Origin of the sequence: Streptomyces sp. NPDC020422, assembly GCF_044386705.1 — a bacterium.
Taxonomy (GTDB): domain Bacteria; phylum Actinomycetota; class Actinomycetes; order Streptomycetales; family Streptomycetaceae; genus Streptomyces.
The window spans coordinates 130,537-149,754 of the sequence record NZ_JBIRVJ010000013.1 but is presented as its reverse complement, the minus strand read 5'-3'; the positions used below and the strand labels follow the sequence as shown (position 1 = coordinate 149,754).

20 protein-coding genes are annotated in these 19,218 nt (G+C 74.3%); 14 read left to right on the top strand and 6 right to left on the bottom strand.

Translation table 11 applies throughout. The features are described 5' to 3' along the window. The first annotated feature begins 22 nt into the window (after positions 1-22). Together ACH414_RS30575 and ACH414_RS30570 are read left to right on the top strand one after the other, a co-directional pair. Positions 23-532 (top strand): DinB family protein, encoded by a 510-nt coding sequence (locus ACH414_RS30575; RefSeq protein ID WP_382541203.1) that lies wholly within the window; start codon positions 23-25, stop codon positions 530-532. Positions 533-658: 126 nt separating this feature from the next. Further along, a complete protein-coding gene (locus ACH414_RS30570; RefSeq protein WP_382541200.1) occupies positions 659-1,192 on the top strand; it encodes a GNAT family N-acetyltransferase in 534 nt (177 codons plus the stop codon). Positions 1,193-1,323: 131 nt separating this feature from the next. On the opposite strand, the gene ACH414_RS30565 is transcribed toward ACH414_RS30570, so the two are convergent. Beyond that, a complete protein-coding gene (locus ACH414_RS30565) occupies positions 1,324-2,721 on the bottom strand; it encodes an ROK family protein (protein ID WP_398944256.1) in 1,398 nt (465 codons plus the stop codon). A 393-nt stretch (positions 2,722-3,114) separates the two neighbouring features. Between ACH414_RS30565 and ACH414_RS30560 the strand changes: the two genes are divergently transcribed. After that, a complete protein-coding gene (locus ACH414_RS30560) occupies positions 3,115-4,584 on the top strand; it encodes a carboxylesterase/lipase family protein (protein ID WP_398944254.1) in 1,470 nt (489 codons plus the stop codon). 133 nt (positions 4,585-4,717) lie between these two features. On the opposite strand, the gene ACH414_RS30555 is transcribed toward ACH414_RS30560, so the two are convergent. Next, entirely contained in the window at positions 4,718-5,488 is a 771-nt protein-coding gene (locus tag ACH414_RS30555; protein ID WP_391768741.1) for a metallophosphoesterase, read from the bottom strand. Between the two features lie 187 nt (positions 5,489-5,675). Here ACH414_RS30555 and ACH414_RS30550 point away from each other — a divergent pair, with 187 nt between their 5' ends. Beyond that, positions 5,676-6,368 carry an RraA family protein gene (locus ACH414_RS30550; protein WP_382541441.1) on the top strand — a complete coding sequence of 231 codons (693 nt, stop codon included), beginning with the start codon at positions 5,676-5,678 and terminating at the stop codon, positions 6,366-6,368. Positions 6,369-6,419: 51 nt separating this feature from the next. Here ACH414_RS30550 and ACH414_RS30545 read toward each other — a convergent pair whose 3' ends face one another. Further along, positions 6,420-6,860, bottom strand: a complete 441-nt coding sequence (locus tag ACH414_RS30545) for an OsmC family protein (protein ID WP_391768740.1) — start codon at positions 6,858-6,860, stop codon at positions 6,420-6,422. A gap of 88 nt (positions 6,861-6,948) precedes the next feature. Further along, positions 6,949-7,719 (bottom strand): type 1 glutamine amidotransferase, encoded by a 771-nt coding sequence (locus tag ACH414_RS30540; protein WP_382541186.1) that lies wholly within the window; start codon positions 7,717-7,719, stop codon positions 6,949-6,951. A 139-nt stretch (positions 7,720-7,858) separates the two neighbouring features. Here ACH414_RS30540 and ACH414_RS30535 point away from each other — a divergent pair, with 139 nt between their 5' ends. The 4 genes from ACH414_RS30535 (at position 7,859) to ACH414_RS30520 (ending at position 11,900) form a co-directional block, all read left to right on the top strand. After that, the gene (locus ACH414_RS30535) at positions 7,859-8,185 is read left to right on the top strand and encodes a hypothetical protein (protein WP_382541183.1); all 327 of its coding nucleotides are present in this window, start codon (positions 7,859-7,861) and stop codon (positions 8,183-8,185) included. 210 nt (positions 8,186-8,395) lie between these two features. Next, a complete protein-coding gene (locus tag ACH414_RS30530; RefSeq protein ID WP_398944251.1) occupies positions 8,396-10,750 on the top strand; it encodes a molybdopterin cofactor-binding domain-containing protein in 2,355 nt (784 codons plus the stop codon). 29 nt (positions 10,751-10,779) lie between these two features. After that, complete coding sequence (locus ACH414_RS30525) at positions 10,780-11,259, top strand: (2Fe-2S)-binding protein (protein WP_382541178.1); 480 nt, start codon at positions 10,780-10,782, stop codon at positions 11,257-11,259. Positions 11,260-11,300: 41 nt separating this feature from the next. After that, positions 11,301-11,900 carry a dihydrofolate reductase family protein gene (locus tag ACH414_RS30520; RefSeq protein WP_398944250.1) on the top strand — a complete coding sequence of 200 codons (600 nt, stop codon included), beginning with the start codon at positions 11,301-11,303 and terminating at the stop codon, positions 11,898-11,900. A gap of 24 nt (positions 11,901-11,924) precedes the next feature. Here ACH414_RS30520 and ACH414_RS30515 read toward each other — a convergent pair whose 3' ends face one another. After that, entirely contained in the window at positions 11,925-12,278 is a 354-nt protein-coding gene (locus ACH414_RS30515; RefSeq protein ID WP_382541172.1) for a hypothetical protein, read from the bottom strand. 224 nt (positions 12,279-12,502) lie between these two features. On the opposite strand from ACH414_RS30515, the gene ACH414_RS30510 reads away from it, so the two are divergent. Further along, on the top strand, positions 12,503-12,997 hold the full coding sequence (locus tag ACH414_RS30510) for a hypothetical protein (protein ID WP_398944248.1): 495 nt from the start codon (positions 12,503-12,505) through the stop codon (positions 12,995-12,997). Positions 12,998-13,092: 95 nt separating this feature from the next. Beyond that, positions 13,093-13,530, top strand: coding sequence for a MarR family winged helix-turn-helix transcriptional regulator (locus tag ACH414_RS30505; protein ID WP_398944317.1), 438 nt, complete (start codon positions 13,093-13,095; stop codon positions 13,528-13,530). Between the two features lie 13 nt (positions 13,531-13,543). Here ACH414_RS30505 and ACH414_RS30500 read toward each other — a convergent pair whose 3' ends face one another. Next, a complete protein-coding gene (locus ACH414_RS30500) occupies positions 13,544-14,641 on the bottom strand; it encodes an NAD(P)/FAD-dependent oxidoreductase (RefSeq protein ID WP_398944247.1) in 1,098 nt (365 codons plus the stop codon). Positions 14,642-14,900: 259 nt separating this feature from the next. Between ACH414_RS30500 and ACH414_RS30495 the strand changes: the two genes are divergently transcribed. The 4 genes from ACH414_RS30495 (at position 14,901) to ACH414_RS30480 (ending at position 19,218) form a co-directional block, all read left to right on the top strand. Further along, entirely contained in the window at positions 14,901-15,869 is a 969-nt protein-coding gene (locus ACH414_RS30495) for an alpha/beta hydrolase (RefSeq protein ID WP_398944246.1), read from the top strand. Next, positions 15,862-17,100 carry an acyltransferase gene (locus ACH414_RS30490; RefSeq protein ID WP_398944245.1) on the top strand — a complete coding sequence of 413 codons (1,239 nt, stop codon included), beginning with the start codon at positions 15,862-15,864 and terminating at the stop codon, positions 17,098-17,100. Before ACH414_RS30495 ends, ACH414_RS30490 begins: the two co-directional genes overlap by 8 nt. Before the next feature lie 73 nt (positions 17,101-17,173). Continuing rightward, positions 17,174-18,478: a sensor histidine kinase gene (locus ACH414_RS30485; protein ID WP_398944243.1), complete on the top strand. Its 1,305-nt coding sequence runs from the start codon at positions 17,174-17,176 to the stop codon at positions 18,476-18,478. Further along, a complete protein-coding gene (locus tag ACH414_RS30480; protein WP_398944241.1) occupies positions 18,475-19,218 on the top strand; it encodes a response regulator in 744 nt (247 codons plus the stop codon). The genes ACH414_RS30485 and ACH414_RS30480 overlap by 4 nt, the downstream gene beginning before the upstream one ends.

The following is a 19,218-nucleotide window of genomic DNA, read 5'->3' as shown; positions in this document are numbered from 1 at the left end:
CGCCCGCTGGCAGGATGCGCCCATGACCATCGAAGACCACCGCATGCACACGCCCCGCACCGCGGACGAACGCACCACGCTCACCACGATGCTGGACTTCCACCGCAAGACCCTGGAGATGAAGTGCGAGGGCCTGACGCCCGAGCAGCTGAAGACCCGGTCCGTCCCCGCCTCCGGCCTCTCGCTGCTCGGTCTGGTACGGCATGCGGCCGAGGTCGAACGCGGCTGGTTCCGCAACGTCCTCGGCGGTGAGGACAGCCGCAGCCCCTGGAATCCGCCCGGTGCCACCGGACGGGCCGGCTTCGACGTGGACGACGCCGACGTCGAGGAGGCCTTCGCCGTCTGGCGCGCGGAGTGCCGGCGGGCCAGGGAGATCGTCGCGGCCGCCGACTCCCTCGACACGACCGCGCGCCACGAGGGCGAGACCTACTCGGTCCGGTACGTCGTCGCCCACATGATCGAGGAGTACGCGCGCCACAACGGGCACGCGGACCTGCTGCGCGAGAGCATCGACGGCGTGACCGGCGAATAGGGCGCGCATTCCGGGCGCGGGCACACATTCCTCCCGGAGAGGAAGAAACCCCGGGCGGTGGGGGATTCCTCTCGGAGAGGAAAAACCCCAAGTAGTGGGGGTCGACACGGCTGTTATCGTCGCCGCATGCCGCAGCTGATCGCCCCCACCACGCGCCTGCACGCCTCCTGGCTCGACGCCCACGCCGAATGGGGCCCCGGCGCCCACCAGGACGGCTCCGGTCTGCGGCTCGCCGCGGAGAACGACGCCTTCGCCGTCCCGGAGGTCTTCGCCTCCTGGGTGGCGCGGCTGCGCGAGCAGTCCGACCGGGCCCGGCCCCAGCCCGAGGGCCGGGTGCACGCCACCCACTGGTGGATCGCCGAAGGCGACACGTATCTCGGCGCGATCGACCTGCGCCACGAGCTCAACGACTTCCTGTTCCACGCCGGCGGCCACATCGGCTACAGCATCCGTCCCTCCGCCCGCCGCCGCGGCCTCGCCACCTGGGCCCTCGGCGCCGTCCTGACCGAGGCCCGCGCCCTCGGCCTCGACCGTGTCCTGCTCACCTGCGACGACACCAACACCGCCTCCGCGCGCACCATCGAGGCCAACGGAGGCGTCCTGGAGGACGTCCGCGACACCGAGCTCGGCCTCAAGCGCCGGTACTGGATCGCCCTGTAGGCATCCGCCGGGGCTGAGCCGGGGCTGAGCCGGGGCTCAGTCGGTCTTCGCCGGGGCCGGGCTCTCAGTCGGGCTCCGCCGGGGGCGGGCTCCACCAGGGACTGCGCCGGGGTTCGGGCCCCACGGGACCGTCAGCCCCCGTCAACTCCCCGCGAGGGCACGGCCGCGGGGTCGTCGAGGACGGCGTCCCGCCCGTAGGTCACCGCGCCCGCCAGGGCCGCGTCCGCGCCGAGCACGCCCGCTACCGGCTGCGGGACCAGCCGCGCCGCGAGGGCGCGGCGGCCGGAGAGGCGGGCGGTGAGGCCGCGTTCGAGCCAGGGGTACCAGTCCGCCAGGTAGCCGCCGAGGACGAACTCGTCGACGTCCAGGAGGCTGGTGACGGCGAGCACGGCCGCGCCCAGCACCTCGCCGGCGCCGTCGAGGGCGTCCAGGGCCCGCCGTTCGCCCGCTTCGAGGGCACGGCCGAGGGCCTCCAGGGCGGCGTCCGGGCCGTTCGTGGCGCGCAGCCGGCCGAGTCCGGCCGCGTCGGTCAGGGCCTCCGGTCCCACGTACAGGGCGAGGCAGCCGCGCCCGCCGCAGGCGCACGGCGGCCCGTCGTGGACGACCGGCATGTGGCCGGGCTCGCCCGCGACGCCGTGGCCGCCGGTGTGGATGCGCCCGTCGAGGACCAGGCCGCCGCCGACGCCGATGTCCGCCTTGAGGTACGCGAGCGAGCGGGGCGGCGTGCCGCGGCGCGGGACCAGGGCGCGGTACTCGGCGAGCGCGGCCAGGTTGGCGTCGTTGACCAGGACCAGCGGGAGTTCCACCGGAGCCGGAGCCGGAGCCGGAGCCGGAGCCCCAGCCGCAGTCGCATCCGGAGCTCCAGCCGGCGCCGGATCTGGAGCCCCAGCCCCAGCCGCAGCCGCCCCGGCCTGAGCCGGAGTGGCGGCGGGGGTGGGCCGGGTCCCGCTCGGGGCCCGCAGTTCCTCCCGTACCAGGGCCGCCAGGTCCACCGGGCCCGGCCAGCCGAAGTCGGTGCTGAAGGCGTGGGCGCCCGCCGCGGCCACCGGGCCGGGCATCGCCGTCACCGCGCCCCACAGATGCGCCCCCGGCACGGCCAGGGCCGCCGCCCGTGCCTCGCGCAGCGCGTCCGCGACCGCCCGGGCGAGCGGGCGCGGGTCGCCCTGCGGGGTGCGGTGGGGGAGCGAGGCCCGGTGCACGGCCGCGCCCGCGAGGTCGGCGACCGCGACCTGCAGCCGCTCACGGGTGATCCGTACGGCCAGGGTGAGCACCCGCCGCGGCACCAGCTCCAGCTGGCGCCTGGGCCGTCCGCGCCCGCCGGCCGGGGTCAGTCCCGCCTCACGCACGAGACCGCGGTCGATGAGGTCGGCGGTGAGGGCGGTGAGGGAGCCGTGGGCGAGACCCGTGGCCGCCGAGACCTCGCTGCGGGAGCAGGGGCCGTGCTCGGCGATGTGCCGCAGGGCGCGCGCCAGGTTGACACGGCGCACGGCGGCGGAGTCGACGGGGGTTTCGGCGGAGGGGGCGGGCACCCGGTGATTCTCTCCGACGGCGGGGAGCGAACGGCGGAGTACTCTGTGCTGACACGAGTAAGTGACACGCGTCACCATTTTATTTCGACCATTGACGTAAATGGTCTCCGGCCAGACGCTGTGGGCGTCCCGACAAAGAGGTCGGGGCCGACGAGGTCCCGCCCGCACCGGCCCGGCGAGGTACCGCCCGCACCGGCCCGGCGAGGAAGGCACGCCATGTCCACCCAGACCTCGCCCGAGGCCGCACCAGCCGCCGGGGCCGCGGGGACCACGACGCCGCCACCGCGCCGTCTTCGTCTTCGCGATCGGCGTCGTCTTCGTCGGCGCGCTCGCCATCAAGCCCATCGAAAGCGTCAAGTGAACAGCACCGCCCAGCCCCGTCAGGAGCCCCTCATGACCACCAGCGCCCCCTCACCCCTCGTCACCACCACCCACGGCCCGGTCCGCGGCGAGCGCCGCGCCGACGGGAGCTGCCGGTTCCTCGGCATCCCGTACGCCCAGCCGCCCGTCGGCCCGCTCCGCTTCGCCGCGCCCGTGCCGCCCGAGCCGTGGACCGAGCCGCTCGACGCCACCGCGTACGGACCGACCGCGCAGCGCCGCCCCTTCGCCGAGGTCACCACCATCCCCGAGCCGTCCATCCCCGGCGACGGCGTGCTCAACCTGAACGTCTTCACCCCCGCGCCGGACGAGGACGCGGCCCTGCCCGTCCTCGTCTGGATCCACGGCGGCGGCTACGTCGCGGGCTCGGCCGCGAGCCCCTGGTACGACGGCGCCGCGTTCAACCGCGACGGGGTCGTCCTCGTCTCCCTCGGCTACCGCCTCGGCATCGAGGGCTTCCTCCACCTGGACGACGCCCCCGACAACCGCGGTGTACGGGACTGGATCGCCGCCCTCGAGTGGGTCCGCGACAACATCGCCCGCTTCGGCGGCGATCCGGCCAAGGTCACCATCGCGGGCCAGTCGGCGGGCGGCGGCGCCGTCCAGACGCTGCTCGCGGTCCCCTCGGCACGCGAGCTCTTCCGCGGGGCGATCTCCGTGTCCGGGGCCGTCATGCGACCCGACGGCCCCGAGGTCGCCCGCACCGTCTCGCGCCTGTTCACCGCCCGTACGGGTCTCCCGGCCACCGCCGAAGCCCTCCGGGACCTCGGCGACGACGAGCTCCTCGACCTCCAGGACCGCCTCGGCGCGCCCGGCCCGGACCGCGAGGGGCTGCCGCCCATGCTCTCGCTCGTGCCCTTCGCCGACGGCGAGCTGATCCCCGAGCCCGTCCTGGACGCGCTCACCACCGGCGACGCCGGAGCCGGGGTGCCGCTGCTGCTGGGCTTCACCGCCCACGAGTTCAACATGGTCCCCACGCCGAGCGCCGGCCCGGACGAGGCACCGCTCCCGCTCCCGCTGCTGCTCGGCGGACTCGGCCTCGACGAGGCCGGGGCGGCCGCGTTCGCCCGGACGTACGCGGAGACCGACCCGGCCGGTCTCTTCGGCCAGGCGCTCACCGACGCGACCTTCCGCGCCCCGGCCCTCGCCGTCGCCGACGCCCGCGCGGAGCGCGACGAGCCCACCTGGCTCTACCAGTTCGACTGGACCTCGCCGGTCAACGGGCAGTCCTACCACTGCCTCGACCTGCCCTACGCCTTCGACCTCCTCGACGCGGAGGGCGTCACGGCCGCCGCGGGCGACAACCCGCCACAGCAGCTCGCCGACGCCATCCACCGTGCGTGGGTTTCGTTCGTCACCGAGCGGAATCCCGGGCCCGAGTGGCCCGCGTACACCGCCGGCGGCCGGGCGACGATGCTCTGGAACACGCCGCCGGAGGTCGCCGAGGACCCGCTGAAGGCGCTCCGCGCGATCTGGCTGGGCTGAGCCGCCACGCGCCGCTCCCGGCGGCACCCTTGGCCGGGCGCGGCGGTGCCGGCGGGGGAGGCCCCGCCGCGCCCGGCCCGCCGGCGTCGGCGGCTCCGGCGGCCTCGCCGGCCCGGTCCGGCGTGCCGCGCTCTCAGCGCATCGGCACGGTCCGGTAGTGCGTCGTCAGACGGCCGTCGTCGAGCAGGACGTGGAACGCGAGCGACGGAGCCATCTCGTCCTCGTACACGTAGTCCCGCGGGCTGCCCGTCTGCTCCCAGGGCAGCTTCGCCATCGACACCACGCCCGGTGCCACCAGCACCGGGCGGTCGGCGAAGGTCGTGGCCGCCGCGGTGTGCGCGTGCCCGCACAGCAGCGCCGTGACCGACGGGTGCCGACGCACCAGTTCGGCGAGCCGGTCCTCGCCGAACTGGCGGATGCCGTCCACGAACGGGATGCCGAGCGCGGCCGGCGGATGGTGGAAGCCCACGAACACGGGGACGCCGTCGGGGGTGCCCGCCAGCTCCGCGTCCAGCCAGGCCAGCGTCTCCTCCTCCAGGAACCCCTCGTCCTTCCCCGGCACCGAGGAGTCGCACAGCGCGAGGACGAAGCCGTCCCCGCGCAGCACCTGGTTCACCGGCGCCTCGGGGGCCGGCGGCTCCTCGCCGAGCAGCACGCGCCGGAACACGTCCCTGCGGTCGTGGTTGCCCGGGCAGGTCAGCACCGGGTGGCGGGACGTCAGAACGTGCTCCCGGATCCACGCGTACTCCGCCTCCGCGCCGTGGTCGGCCAGGTCGCCGGTGACGATCACCGCGTCGAACGCGTACGGGAGCGAGTCCAGGAAGTCCATCGCCGCCAGCGTCCGCTCCCGGCTGCGCGGCGAAGAGGCGACATGGATGTCGCTGAGATGCGCGATCACGATCACCGTGGGGTCCCCTAACCTGCGGTCGGACGGGGGAGGTGGCTCCGCCCCCGTCGGACCGTACAGCGCCCTTCGAGCGCCCCGCACGGGCCAACACCCCGCCATTGGCCCTTTTGCGACGCCGCCGCTCGGCTAGCATCCGGACCTCCCACCCCGTCGAAGGGAGCACCCCGTGCCCGCCCGCGCCACCCTGCCCGAGCGCTTCGCCGAGCTCGCCACCCCGCTGATCGCCGACGCCTGCGTACGGCTCGGGGAACCGCTGCGGGCCGCACCCGCCGGGATCCTTCCCGTTCTGCCCGGCCGCCGATCGGCCGGGCGGGCGCTGCCGGTACGGCACTACGGCAGCGTCGACGTCTTCCTGGAGGCCTACACCCGCGCCGCCCCCGGCGACGTGCTCGTCATCGACAACGAGGGGCGCAGGGACGAGGCCTGCATCGGCGACCTCGCCGTCCTGGAGGCCGAGGCCGCCGGGGTCGCGGGGGTCGTCGTGTGGGGCCTGCACCGGGACACCCCCGACCTGGTGGCGATCGGGCTGCCGGTGTTCTCGTACGGGCCCCACGCCCCCGGACCGGTACGCCTCGACCGGCGAGGTCCCGAGGCGCTGCGCAGCGCCCGCGTCGGCGAGCACACGGTCGACGCGGACGACGTGGTGTTCGCCGACGACGACGGCGTGCTCTTCGTGGCGGCGGACCGCGCCGAGGCCGTCCTGGAGACGGCCGAGGAAATCTTCCGTACCGAGCGGAACCAAGCACGGCTGATCAGGGCCGGGCGGACGCTGCGCGACCAGACCCGCTTCGACGTCTACCTGGAGCGGAGCGCCCAGGACCCCACGTACACCTTCCGCCGGCACCTGCGCGAGATCGGCGGTGCGATCGAGGAGTAGCGGCGGGCCGCGGCGGTCCGGGGCCGCGGCCCGCCGCTACCCGTTGGACGCTCAGCCGGCCCGGAAGCCGACCGTGCCGTCCGGGAGGACCGCCTCCACCTCCGCGCCGTGCTCGACGGTGCGGCTCACCGTGCAGAACTTCTCGTGCGTGAGCCGCACCCCACGGGCGAACACCTCCGCCGCCCGGGGGTTGTTGTCCGGCAGCTCGAACTCGTAGCTGACCCGGATCCGCCCGATCCGGCCGTCGTCCTCGGGCCCGGACACCCCCTCGACCACGATCCGCAGGTCGTCGTGGTCGACGGCCCGCGCCGTACGGTCGATCACCATGCCGCCGCAGCCGCCCATCGCCGCGAGCAGCAACTCGACGGGCGTGAACGAGGGCTGGGCGTCCGCGTCGTCGGCGGCCCCGATCCGCACCTCGGCGCCCCGGGCGTTGCGGGCGGTCCAGGTGCGGTACCCGGTGCGGACGGTCTCGATCCGGTAGTCGGCCATGGGTGGCACTGCTCCTCACTGCGATCCGCGCGCACACGGACGCGCGCGCACGGACCATCCCATCATCCCCGCGCCCCCGGGCAGCCGCTCACTCGCGCGCGCCGGTCCCGGCCACCGGCTCCCGGACGCCCGCCCGCTCCGCCGCCTCCCGCACGACGGCTCCCCACGCCTCGGTCATCGCGCCCCAGACCGCGCGCAGTTCGGGCTCCGCCTCCCGTACGGAGGCGACGGCGCCGACCGGGTCGCCACCCGCCGCGCGCACCGCGGGCCCGTCGGAGCCCGCCCAGTCGGCGATCGCGTCCGAGAGGACCTCCGGGTGGAACTGCACGCCCCAGGCCCGGAGGCCGACCCGGAAGGCCTGGTAACGGCAGTCGTCCCCGGTCAGCAGCGGCACCGCCCCGGCCGGCAGCCGGTCGGCCTCGTCCCAGTGCCACTGCGCCGCGAGCGCCCCGTCGGGCACCGCGCCGAGGACGGGATCGGCGTCGGCGGCGGGCAGCCGGCGCAGCGGTACGGCCCCGACCTCGGGGCCCCGCGGGCGGCGCACGACCCGGCCGCCGAGGGCGTGCGCCAGGATCTGGCTACCCAGGCATATGCCGAGCACCGGCAGTCCGGCGCCGACGGCCTCGCGTACGAGCGCGCGCACGCGCGGCAGCCACGGGGCGGCCTCGTCGTCCTCGCAGTTGGGGGCGCCGCCGAGGACGAGCAGGCCCGCCCAGCCGGACAGCTCCGCGGGAAGCTCCTCGCCGCGGTACGGGTGGTGCACCCGCAGTTCGAGCCCCGCTTCGCGGAGCCGTTCGCCGACCAGTCCAGGGCCGGCGTCGGCCTCGTGCTGGACCACCAGTACAGGGTGTGCGGACATGCGCGTCACAGTCGTCCCGCCTCCACGATCCGTCGCGGGAACGCCTCGGTGCGTGCCCGCCCGGATGAGTATCCGGCGCCCGCGCGTCTGAGTACCTCGCACGGTGCCCGGCCCCCCGCGCCGCTGGTGGACTGGCCTCATGAACACGTACCCCCCGCGCCGCGGCGGCCAGGAGTCCCGCCCCCTGCGCAACGTCACGGCGACGGCCACCGCCACCGGTTCGGCCCTCGCGGTCGCACTGCTGCCGCTCGTGGTCGGGGCGCTCGTGGCGCGCACCGCCGGTGGCGACCCCATGGTGTCGGTGAACGCCCTGATCGCCGGCGGCGGCCAGCGGGCCCGGGTGTCCCGCGCCCAGCTGCGGGGATGCGGACACCGCGCGCTCGCGACGGCGCGGGGCGCGTGGGGTCAGTCCGCCCGGTGGGCCGGCAGGAAGCCCTGCGGGGCGATGCGCTCGGCGGGCGGCTGACCCGACGCGCCCGATGCCCTGGGGGGCCGCTGGGTGGTGAGGGCCTGGAGTGTCGGGTGCATCGGGGCGTGCCGGGTGGGAAGTCGGATCGTTCCGTTCCGCGGAGGGGTCCGAACGGGTGATGATCCTCTCTGCACCTCACACCACCGTGCCGGCCACGGTGGCCGGGCCCCACCACCCCCCACCACCCTCGTCGAAAGGGCAGCGCCGATGGACGCGCAGGACCGCGCCGCACAGCAGGAGCAGGAGGCCGCGCCGCCCCGCGGCATCGGCCGGCGCCGATTCCTCGGGTACGTACTGGCGGCGCCGACGCTCACGGTCGCCGCCCAGGTCGGCGCGGACGCGCTCGCACCCACGCCCGCCGCGGCGGCCGTGCCGGCCGTCGTGCCGTCCCTCCCCGGGCCTGCGGACATCTACGACCTGAACGACATGCTCACGCACGCCGCCCTGCCGACGGCGAACCTCATCACCATCCGGATCGACGCCGACGGCACCGCCCACTTCGCGCTGCCCCGGGCCGAGGTCGGCCAGGGCATCACGACCTCCACCGCGATGATCATCGCAGAGGAGCTCGACCTGCCCGTCGAGCGGGTGAAGGTCACCCTCGCCGACGCCCGGCCCGAGCTGCTCTTCAACCAGCTCACCGGCGGTTCCAACACCACCATCTCCACCTTCACCCCGGTCCGCGTCGCCGCCGCCGTCGCCCGTGACCGTCTGCTGCGCGCCGCGGCCCTCGAACTCGGGGAGCTCGTGGGGACCCTGACCGCCAAGGCCGGCGTCATCACCTCCGCCACCGGCCTGAGCCGCACCTACGGCGAACTCGCGGCGAAGGCCGCCGCGCTCACCGACACCCGGGTCTCCGTCGCCCTCAAGGACCCGGAGCGGTTCCGCGTCATCGGCACCGGCCGGTCCCGGGTCGACGCGCTCGACGCCGTCACCGGGCGCAAGAAGTTCGCCATGGACGTGCAGGTACCCGGCGCCCTGCCCACGATGGTCTGCCGCCCGCCGACGATCAACGGCACCGTGCGCTCGGTGGACAACCTCGCCGAGGTGAGGGCCATGCCCGGCATCACCGACGTCGTCGCCGTCTCCACCGGGGTCGCCGTCCGCGGCCGCACCTTCGGACAGTGCATCGACGCCGTCCGCGCCCTGAAGGTCGGCTGGGGGCCGGGGACCGCCGAAGGCGCCTCTGACGCGACCGTCCTCCAGGAGCTGCGCCGGGCCGAACCGCCCCTCGTCGTACCGCCCCTCGATCTGCTCACCAAGGCCGTCGACGCCCGCTTCACCTTCCACTTCGCCAGCAACGGCGCCCTGGAGACCAACTGCGCCGTCGCCGACGTCCGGCCCGGCTCCGCCGAGATCTGGGCGAGCCTGAAGTCCCCGATCGTCGCCCAGGAGAAGATCGCCCTCCAGCTCGGCCTGCCGGTCCATGCCGTCACCGTCCACGTCACCGAGGGCGGCGGCTCGTTCGGCCGCAAGCTGTTCCACGACGCGGCGGGGGAGGCGGCCGAGATCTCCCGGGCGATGGGCAAGCCCGTGCGCCTCATGTGGCACCGTACCGACGACTTCCGGCAGGGCCGTACGCACCCGATGGCGACCTCCCGGGTCCGCGCCACGTACGCGCTGGGCGAGGTCCTCACGTACGAGCAGCGGCACACCTCCGTCGCCACCGACTTCGGGCACGGCATCGGGGAGGTCATCACCTCCGAGGTCGCGCAGCTCCCGGTGGCGGACCTGACGTTCTCGGAGACGATGTTCCAGCTCACCCAGGCGAGCCCGTACCACCTGGGCGTCACGACCCAGCTCCTCAACGAGGTCGACACCGGCTTCAACACCGGCTCGATGCGCAACATCTACTCGCCGAACGTGCGCTGCGCGCAGGAGCTCGTCCTCGACGAGGTCGCCGAACGCACCGGGCAGGACGCCCTGGCCTTCCGCCGCCGGCTCCTGAAGGACGGGCGGGCGCGTGCCGTGCTCGACAAGGTCGCGGCGGTCGGCGGCTGGGGGCGGCAGACGGCGCCCGGCACGGCGCAGGGCATCGCCGTCCACACCGAGTACCACGCCTTCGTCGCCGTGCTCGCCGAGATCGACTGCCGGCCCGAGACCACCGGGCGCACGGTGCGCGACGCCTACACGGGCCCGCGGGTCACCAAGGTCGTGTGCGCCGTCGACGTCGGTCTCGCCGTCAACCCGCGGGGCCTGGAGGCCCAGATGATGGGCGGCATCATCGACGGCATCGCGCTCACGCTGACCTCCGGCCTGCATCTGAAGGACGGCCACTTCCTGGAGAGCAGCTGGGACAACTACTACTACACCCGGCAGTGGAACACCCCGCCCGAGCTGGAGATCATCGTCATGCCGCCGACCGGTGACAGGCCCGGGGGTGCCGGCGAGCTGGCCGTCGGAGCCGCCGCGGCCGCCGTCGCCTGCGCCTACGGCAGGGCGACCGGCACCATGCCGACCAGCTTCCCGGTCAACCACGACAAGCCGCTCGCCTTCACGTCGCTGCCCACCGTCCCGCCGATCCCCGCGTCCCCGACCGACGGCCGCGCCCGCGCCCTCTGAGACCTCCGAGACCCGACACAGGAGCCACCGTGCCCCAGCACACCTTCATCCTCAACGGCAAGGCCGTCACCGCGGAGGTCGAGGACGACGTCCGGCTGCTCTGGGTGCTCCGGGACGTCCTCGGCGTCACCGGACCCAAGTACGGCTGTGGCGTCGGCGTCTGCCAGGCCTGTACGAGCCATCTGAACGGCCGGGCGTTCACTCCCTGCTCCGTACCCGTGAAGGACCTCGCGCCCACCGACGAGGTCACCACCATCGAGGGCCTGCCCGCGACCGTCGGCAGGGAACTGCACCCGATGCAGGAGGCCTGGCTCGACATCGACGTCGCCCAGTGCGGCTACTGCCAGCCCGGGCAGATCATGACGGCCGTGGCGGCCGTACGCCGCGCCCACGAGGCCGGGCGCGAGGTCGACGAGGCCGATCTCGACCAGATCCGCAACATCTGTCGCTGCGGAACCTATAACCGTATCCGAGAGGCCATCAAGGAGGGGGCCCGCCGCATGGGCTGACGCGGCAGGGCCGCCTGTCGCAACGAAAGGTCGTGCCGCCGATGCCGGGAAAGATCATCCTCTTCGCGGGCGTGTCCCTGGACGGCTACATGGAGGGACCGGACCACGACATCGGCTGGCACCGGGTCGACGAGGAACTGCACCTGTACTTCAACCGGGAACTCGCCGACAAGGGCGGATTCCTCAGCGGCCGCCGCACCTACGAGCTGATGGCCGACTTCTGGCCGACCGCCGACGCCGACCCGGCGAGCAGCCCCGCCACGCGGGAGTTCGCCGGGATCTGGCGCTCGATGCCGAAGACCGTCTACTCCACGACCCTGGAACACGCCGACTGGAACACCACGATCGTCCGGAGCGTCGACCCCACGGAGGTCCGCGTCCTGGCGGCCGCGGCCGACGGGGACCTGATCCTCGGCGGCGCGGACCTGGCGGCGACCTTCCGCGAACTCGACCTGATCGACGTCTACCAGATCAGCGTCCACCCGGTCCTGATCGGCCGCGGCACCCCCCTCTTCCCCGTCACCGACTCCGGCACGGACCTCCGCCTGGAATCCACCCGGGCGTTCCCGAACGGGGTGGTGATGCTGCGCTACGAGAAGGCGGAGCGGCCGGGGGATCCGGAGGATCAGGGAGCGTCCTAGCGCCCCCGGCGCCCTGACCGGGGCTCAGCGGAACTCGTGCACGACCTGGATCCCGCCCACGATGTGCGCGTTGAAGTCGTCGAGCTCCTCGGCCGGGACCCACAGCTCGAGGATCGTCCGCCCACCGGCCTGCCGGACCGGGTACCGGGCCAGGAACTCCGACTCCACCTCGAACCTGGTGACGAAACCCGCGCCGCTGTGCTTGACGTTCCAGTCCCGCGCGATCCTGATCGCGTAGTCCTCGTTGAGCACCGGATAGAAGATCGGCTGCTCGGCCAACCGCGGCGGCCACGCCCGCCACCCGAGCTCGCGTACCAACTCGAGCTCCTTGGGCCCGGTGGGCCGCCACAGGGTCGTGGTCGCTCGGAGGCTGGTCATGGGGGAACCGCTTTCGGGAGATGGGCCGGTGGGTGGAGACCTGCTGATACGGCAGGCCGGGGCACGGAACCTACCGTGAGCACGGGCGCGGCGGCCACGGGGTTTCGGTGACGCGGGGGCCTCCGCGAGGCCCGTTCCCGACCGGTGATCCACCGTCTGACGGGGAAGGCGAAGGAGGGAATTCGGGCTGGCGGGGGCGGTGGTCGATCAGCCACGATCCGCGCGTGACGGAAAACGAGGAAGAGCTGGTCGCCCTGTTGCGCGGACTCGACGATCCGGATTGGCTGGAGCGTCCTCAGGGCTACGACCGTGGTGCGGCCGGCAGGGACTTCGATGTCCTCGTGGCACGGCTTGAGGGCGACTTCGCCACGTCGTGCGACGACGAACGGGACACGCAGGACTCCAGCGAGTACGGGCGTGTCGTCGTGCCGGCCGGGGCGACTGTGTGCGGGACCCGAATCGTGGTCTGCGTCAGCAAGTTCGGCTCCCTGGCGTTCGTCTGCGCCGACAATCCCGGCGCATTCCTCGGCACGGACGATGCGCAGGCGGAGGGCGAGTTGGACGCTGCGGATCTGGCCAGGGTCCGGGAGGCGTTGACCGACCTCGGTTACGCACTCGTCCCCGAGGAGCTGCTGGCGTGCGACTACGCCGGACCGAGCCGGCTGCCCTCGTTTGTCGCACGGCCCACCTGGTGGAGTCGCTTCTTCGGCTACTTCTGATGGTGCTTGCGAGTACGACGGCGGGAAACGGCCCTGCGACGGGCCTGCCTGCCCTGCCGTATTCTGGGAGAATGGGGAATTCCGCGGGTGGGAAAATGGGCGTCGTCGCCGCGCTGGTGCGTTCCTCGTTTCTGGTCAACGCGGTGTATGCCGAGTCCAGTCGGGAGTTCGGACTGACCCCGCAGCAGGGGCAGCTGCTCTGTGTGCTGATGCCGCAGCCGTACGGGATGGGTGAGCTCGGTGCGGTGCTGGGGCTTGCGAAGTCCAGTCTTACGGGGCTCGTCGACCGGACCGCGCAGCGTGGGCTCGTGCGGCGCGAGCCCGATCCCGAGGACGGCCGGGCCGTGCGGATCGTGCTCACCGAGGAAGGCGCGCGGATCGCCGAGGAGTTCTACGCCGAGACCTGCCGGCGGATCGACCTGCTCCCCGCCTCGCTCGACCCCGCCGAGCGCGGCCACCTGGCGGAGCTGCTCGGCCGGGTCGTGCTGGACAACGAGGTGCCGGTGGTGTTCGCGGAGCCGGCCGCCGAGTAGGGGCGGGGGAGGGTCAGTTCGGGACGGGGGTGCCGAAGAGTTCCGCGAAGCGGCCCGTGAAGAGGTCCGCGCCCTTGTACTGCGCCACCGTCTCGGCCGGCAGGAACTGCGGTCCCTCGGGGGAAGGCACCTGGCCGACCCCGTGCTCGGGTCCGAGCGGCAGCAGGACGGAGGGGACGGGGGAGGGGTGGTAGATGGCGTCAGGGGTCTCGTCGTGGAGGGCGGCGGTGATGTTCCGGGCCACGACCTCCGCGTGCTTCATCGCGTAGCCCGCCATCTTCGCCTCGGCGAGGTCCGTGATGTCCCCGACCGCGTACACCCGCTCCAGGCCCTCGACCCGCAGGAAGGCGTCGACCCGGACCCTGCCCTGGGCGTCGCGCGCGGCGGCCAGCTCGCCGGAGAGGACGTCGCTTGCCACCCGCGCGCCGTGGCAACGGAACCAGATGTCCGCGGTCACGTCCCCGGCGGACGTGCGCACGGTGAACGTCTTCGTCCGGCCCGGCGCGGCCGGCGGCCGCTCGGTGAGCGAGGTGGCGAGCCGCAGGTCCACGCCGAGGGCGGCGAGCTGGGCGTGCAGTTGCTCGCGCAGCTCCGGGGCGAAGCCCGGGAGCAGCTCCGTGGCCGGGTCGACGATCGTCACGGCCTTCGTCGGCCACACGGCCTTGATCTCGCCTGCGAGTTCCAGACCCACCGGACCCGCGCCCTCGATCAGCACGCGGTCCGCGACCGCCAGCTCCTCGTGGGTCTCTCTCAGCCGGGCCAGCGCCTCGGCCGAGGAGTCGAGGCCGGACTTCGCCGGGTGCGGGTACGCCGAGCCGGTCGCCAGGACGATGTAGTCGGCGTCGATCCGCGCACCCGAGGCCAGGGTGACGCCCGTCGCGTCCACCGAGACGGCCCGCTCGTGCACGACCCGGCCGTGCTCCAGGAGCCGGTCGTAGGGGAAGTAGACGTTCGGTGCCCAGTCCGGGCGGACCAGGGCGCGCAGCGAGCCGGCCGCGTGCTCGAAGGCGTCCTTCGGTTCGACGAGTACGACGGCGGCCTCCTGGTCGAGTGCCTGGGCCACGGCCGCGCCGCCGTATCCTCCGCCGATGACCGCGATAATCCGACGCATGGCTAACTCCCTTGAGAGTGCGTGCATTTCGCTCTAGTTCGTTGCGCGAACCACTGTAGTTCGTGCAACGAACCTTTCGGGGTGTGTGGCGTGGTGCGGCTCTTCTCTGGCCTGAAGTGATCGCCCTCGGCCGGAATTCGTCGACTACTCGTCATACCCGGGAGCTACCCCCGCGTTTGGCTCCCCGGCGGGACGCCGACCACACCGGCCGCTGCCTACCGTCCGTACCGGATCGAACTCCGGTACGGAAGGAACACCCATGGCGTCCCACCCACGCGGCCGACTTCGCCGTACGCTGCTCGCCGCGCTCGTCACCGCCGCCGTCGCCGTGCCCGTCGCCGGGGCCGCGCGAGCCGTGGACGTGCCCGCGCCCGCCCCGGCGCCCGTCACGCCGCTCGTCACCGCGGCGCCCGCGGAGCTCGACGCGCGGTACGCGGCCGGGCGCGAGGCGCTGCGGGCGGGCGAGCGGGCGGCCGAGGCGTACGGGGCGCACACGCGGGCCGCCGCGCTGCGCACCATGGGCGCGCCCGGGCGCCGGTTCCTCGCCTTCGACGGGCGCGCCGGCGGTCGCAGCGCCGAGGTCGTCGGCGACCTCGCCCGGGCCGAGCGGATCGCGGTGCTCGTCCCCGGCGCCGACACCGACCTCGACCACTACGCGCGCTTCCGCGCCGGAGCCGTCGCCCTGGACGACGCCCTGCGGCACCAGCGCGCCGCCCCCGCCGCCGTCGTCGCCTGGCTCGGCTACCGCACCCCCGCCACCGGCAGCTCCTCCTCCCTCACCCCCGGCCGCGCCGACCAGGCCGCACCCGCGCTCCGCGCCTTCGTCGAGGAGCTGCACCGGGCCAAGCCCCGCGCGCGGATCACCCTGCTGTGCCACTCGTACGGTTCCGTGGTCTGCGCCCGCTCTGCCGCCGGCCTTCCCGTCGCCGCGCTCGTCCTCTACGGCAGCCCCGGCACCGGCTTCGACCGTGCCGCCGAGTTGGGCACCCGGGCCACGGTCTGGGCCGGGCGCGCCTCCGGCGACTGGGTCGGCGGCGTGCCGCACGTGCGCCTCCCGCTGCCGGCCGGATCCGAACTCGGCTTCGGCACCGACCCCGTGGACCCCGCCTTCGGCGCCCGTACCTTCGCCGCGGGCGACGGTGGCCACAGCGACTACCTCGCCCCCGGCTCCGTACCGCTGGACAACCTCGCCCGGATCGTCGACGGACAGGAGCTCCGCCATGGCTGAAGTCCTGCGTGCCATCCGGTCGTTCGCGCGTCGCGTCGAATCCGGCACCCCGCCCGGTCGCGACCGCGCCCTCGACGCCCTGCGCGGGCTCGCCATCCTCGGCGTGGTCCTCGGACACTGGCTCGTCACGGCGCTGGTCGCCGACGGCGGCACCCTGCGGGTCGAGAGCCCGCTCGGTCGCCTCCCCGAACTCACCCCCGTCTCCTGGGTGTTCCAGACCCTCTCCGTGTTCTTCCTCGTCGGCGGGTACGTCGCCGCCCGCGGCCACGCCGCCGCCCGTGCTCGCGGCGAGAGCCACGGGCGGTGGATCGGCGCCCGGCTGCGGCGCCTGTTCCGGCCCGTGGCGCCGCTGCTCGGCGTCTGGCTGGTGGCGGCCGGCGTGATGCTCGCCTGCGGGGTGCCCTGGCAGAGCCTCCACACGCTCGGCAAGCTCGTTCTCTCCCCGTTGTGGTTCCTGCTGGTGCTCGCCGCGCTCACCGCCGCCACCCCGCTCGTCGCCCGCGTCCACCCGCTGTGGCCGTTCGCCGTCGTGCTCCACGTCGACCTGCTCCGCTTCGGATTCGACGGGCCCGACGCCCTCGGCCGGCTCAACCTGCCCGCCGGCTGGCTCGTCCCGTACTGCCTCGGTGCCCTGCTCGCCCGCCGCGGTCCGCTTGCCCGCCGCGCCGCCTGGGCGCTGCTGCTCGGCGGCGCCGCCGTCACCGGACTCCTGGTGGCCTTCGCCGGCTACCCGGGCTCCATGGTCGGCGTGCCCGGCGCGCCCGTCTCCAACCTCAACCCGCCCACGCTCGCCGCCGTCACCTTCGGCCTCGCCCAGTGCGGCGGCGCGATCCTGCTGCTCGACCCGCTCCGCCGCCTGCTGCGCCGACCCGTCGCCTGGGCCGCCGTGGCCCTGCTCAACCTGTGCGCCATGACCGTCTTCCTCTGGCACCAGACCGCGATGATCGCCGTCACGGCGGGCGGCCTCCTCGCCGCGCGGAGCCTCGGCCACGGGCCGCCGACCGGGCTGGGCACCGTCCCCGACGGATACGCCTGGGTCCTCGCGCGGCTCGGCTGGCTCCCGCTCTTCGTCTGCGCGCTGCTGGTCTGCGGGGCGGCGTTCCACGTCCACGAGCGGACGACGCGCCGCCCGGCCCGCCGCGCGCGGGCAGCCCGGCGGGCCACCGACTCCCGGCCCGACTCCCGGACCGGATCCCGGCCCGACGCCCGCACGGAGGTCCGCCATGCCTAGGCTGGGGCGGCACGACGATCATGAGCACGACTACCACCACGACCACGACCACGCACGCGGCAGGGGGAGCACGGTGAGGGACGCGACACGCTGGGAGGCCGCGCTGCGCCAGGCGCCGGACATCCTGCGCGCCGAGCTGTGGACCACGCGCCGCGACCCGCTGCCGCGCAACCGCTGGCTCAACTGGCTGCCGCACGCCCACCTCGTGCTCCTCGCCGTCCTGCTGGGCATCTGGGACATGAACCTCCAGCAGCACGCCATGGACCCGGCCCCCGGCGGCGTGACCCTGCTCGTCGTCGCCCAGACGGCCGCGCCCGTCCTGGCCCTCACCCGGCCCGCCGCCGCCTGGTGGCTCTCCACCGTCGCGCTCATGCTCTCGGTCGCGCTCACCTCCTCCCACTTCGGCGCCCCCTGGCCCTGGAACGGCGGCGAACTCGCCCTCCACACCCTCGTCCTGCTGCTGCTCTCCCTGCGCGTGCGCCCCGTCGCGGCCGCCACGGCCCTCGGCGTCAGCCTGCTCACCGGCCTCGGGGCCCTCGCCCCCGGCGGCATCCCGCACGCGCCGACCCTGTGGGTGGGGATCGCCGCCTACGCCACCGCCACCGTCATCGGCGCCTCGCTGCGCGCGGCCCGCGTCTCGCGCACCCGGCTCGTCCAGCAGGAGGAGCTCACGGCGGAGGAACGCGCCCGCCGCGCCCTGCTCGAAGAGCGCGGCCGGATAGCCCGAGAGCTCCACGACGTCGTCGCCCACCACATGTCCGTCATCTCCATCCAGGCCCAGGTCGCCCCCCACCTGGTCGAGAACCCCTCCCCGGAACTGCGCGAGAACCTGGCCGGGATCCGGCAGAACGCCGTCGACGCCCTCACCGAACTGCGCCGCGTCCTCGGCGTGCTGCGCGGTGACGGCGCGGCGGGCGACGCCGCGGCCGGCGTGCGGCACGCGCCGCAGCCCACCCTGGACCGGCTGGGCGAGCTCCTCGCCAACGTCCGGGCGACCGGCCTCGACGTCACCTCCGAGACCGTCGGGGAGGCCCGGCCGCTCTCCCCGGGCACCGAGCTCTCCGCCTACCGCATCGTCCAGGAGGCCCTGAGCAACGCCATGCGGCACGCCCCCGGCGCCCCGGCCGCCGTGGCGATCCACTACCAGGCCGACGGACTGACCGTACGGATCACCAACGCCGCCGCGACCCGCCCGGCAGGCCGCGTGCCCCCGGGCACGGCCAGGGAGCCCGGGCACGGGCTGCTCGGCATGCGCGAGCGCACCGCCATGCTCGGCGGCGAACTCGCCGCCGGACCCACCCCCGACGGCGGCTGGGACGTCACCGCCACCCTGCCCGCACCCCTGCTCAGCACGATCCAGACGAAGGACGGTTCATGACCGACGGCACAGACGGCACCGGCGGCACCGGCGGCACCGGCGGCACCGGTGGCACGGACGGTGGTTCCGGCCGCGCCATCAGGGTCCTCATCGCCGACGACCAGGCGATGGTCAGACAGGGCTTCACCGTCCTGCTGAACGCCGAGCCCGGCATCGAGGTCGTCGGCCAGGCCGTCGACGGCGCCGACGCCGTCGCCAAGACCGCCGAACTCGCCCCCGACGTGGTCCTGATGGACATCCGCATGCCCGGCACCGGCGGCCTCGAAGCCACCCGCATCCTCACCGCGCCCGCCGACGCCACCGTCAAGGTCCTCGTCCTGACCACCTTCGACCTGGACGAGTACGTGTACGAGGCGCTGCGCGCCGGCGCGTCCGGCTTCCTCCTCAAGGACGCCTCGGCCGAGGAACTGGCCCAGGCCGTCAGGGTCGTGGCGCGCGGCGACGCCCTGCTCGCCCCCAACGTGACCAAGCGGCTGATCGCCGAGTTCTCCCGGCTCAGCGTCACTCCGCGGACGCCGCTCATGGACCGCGTCGGCACCCTGACCGAGCGGGAGACCGAAGTGCTCACCCTCATCGCCCAGGGCCTGTCCAACGCCGAGATAGCCTCCCGGCTCGTGGTCGCGGAGCAGACCGTGAAGACGTACGTGAGCCGGATCCTCACCAAGCTCTCCCTGCGCGACCGCACCCAGGCGGCCGTGCACGCGTACGAGACGGGCCTGGTCCGCCCCGGCGGGCTGTGA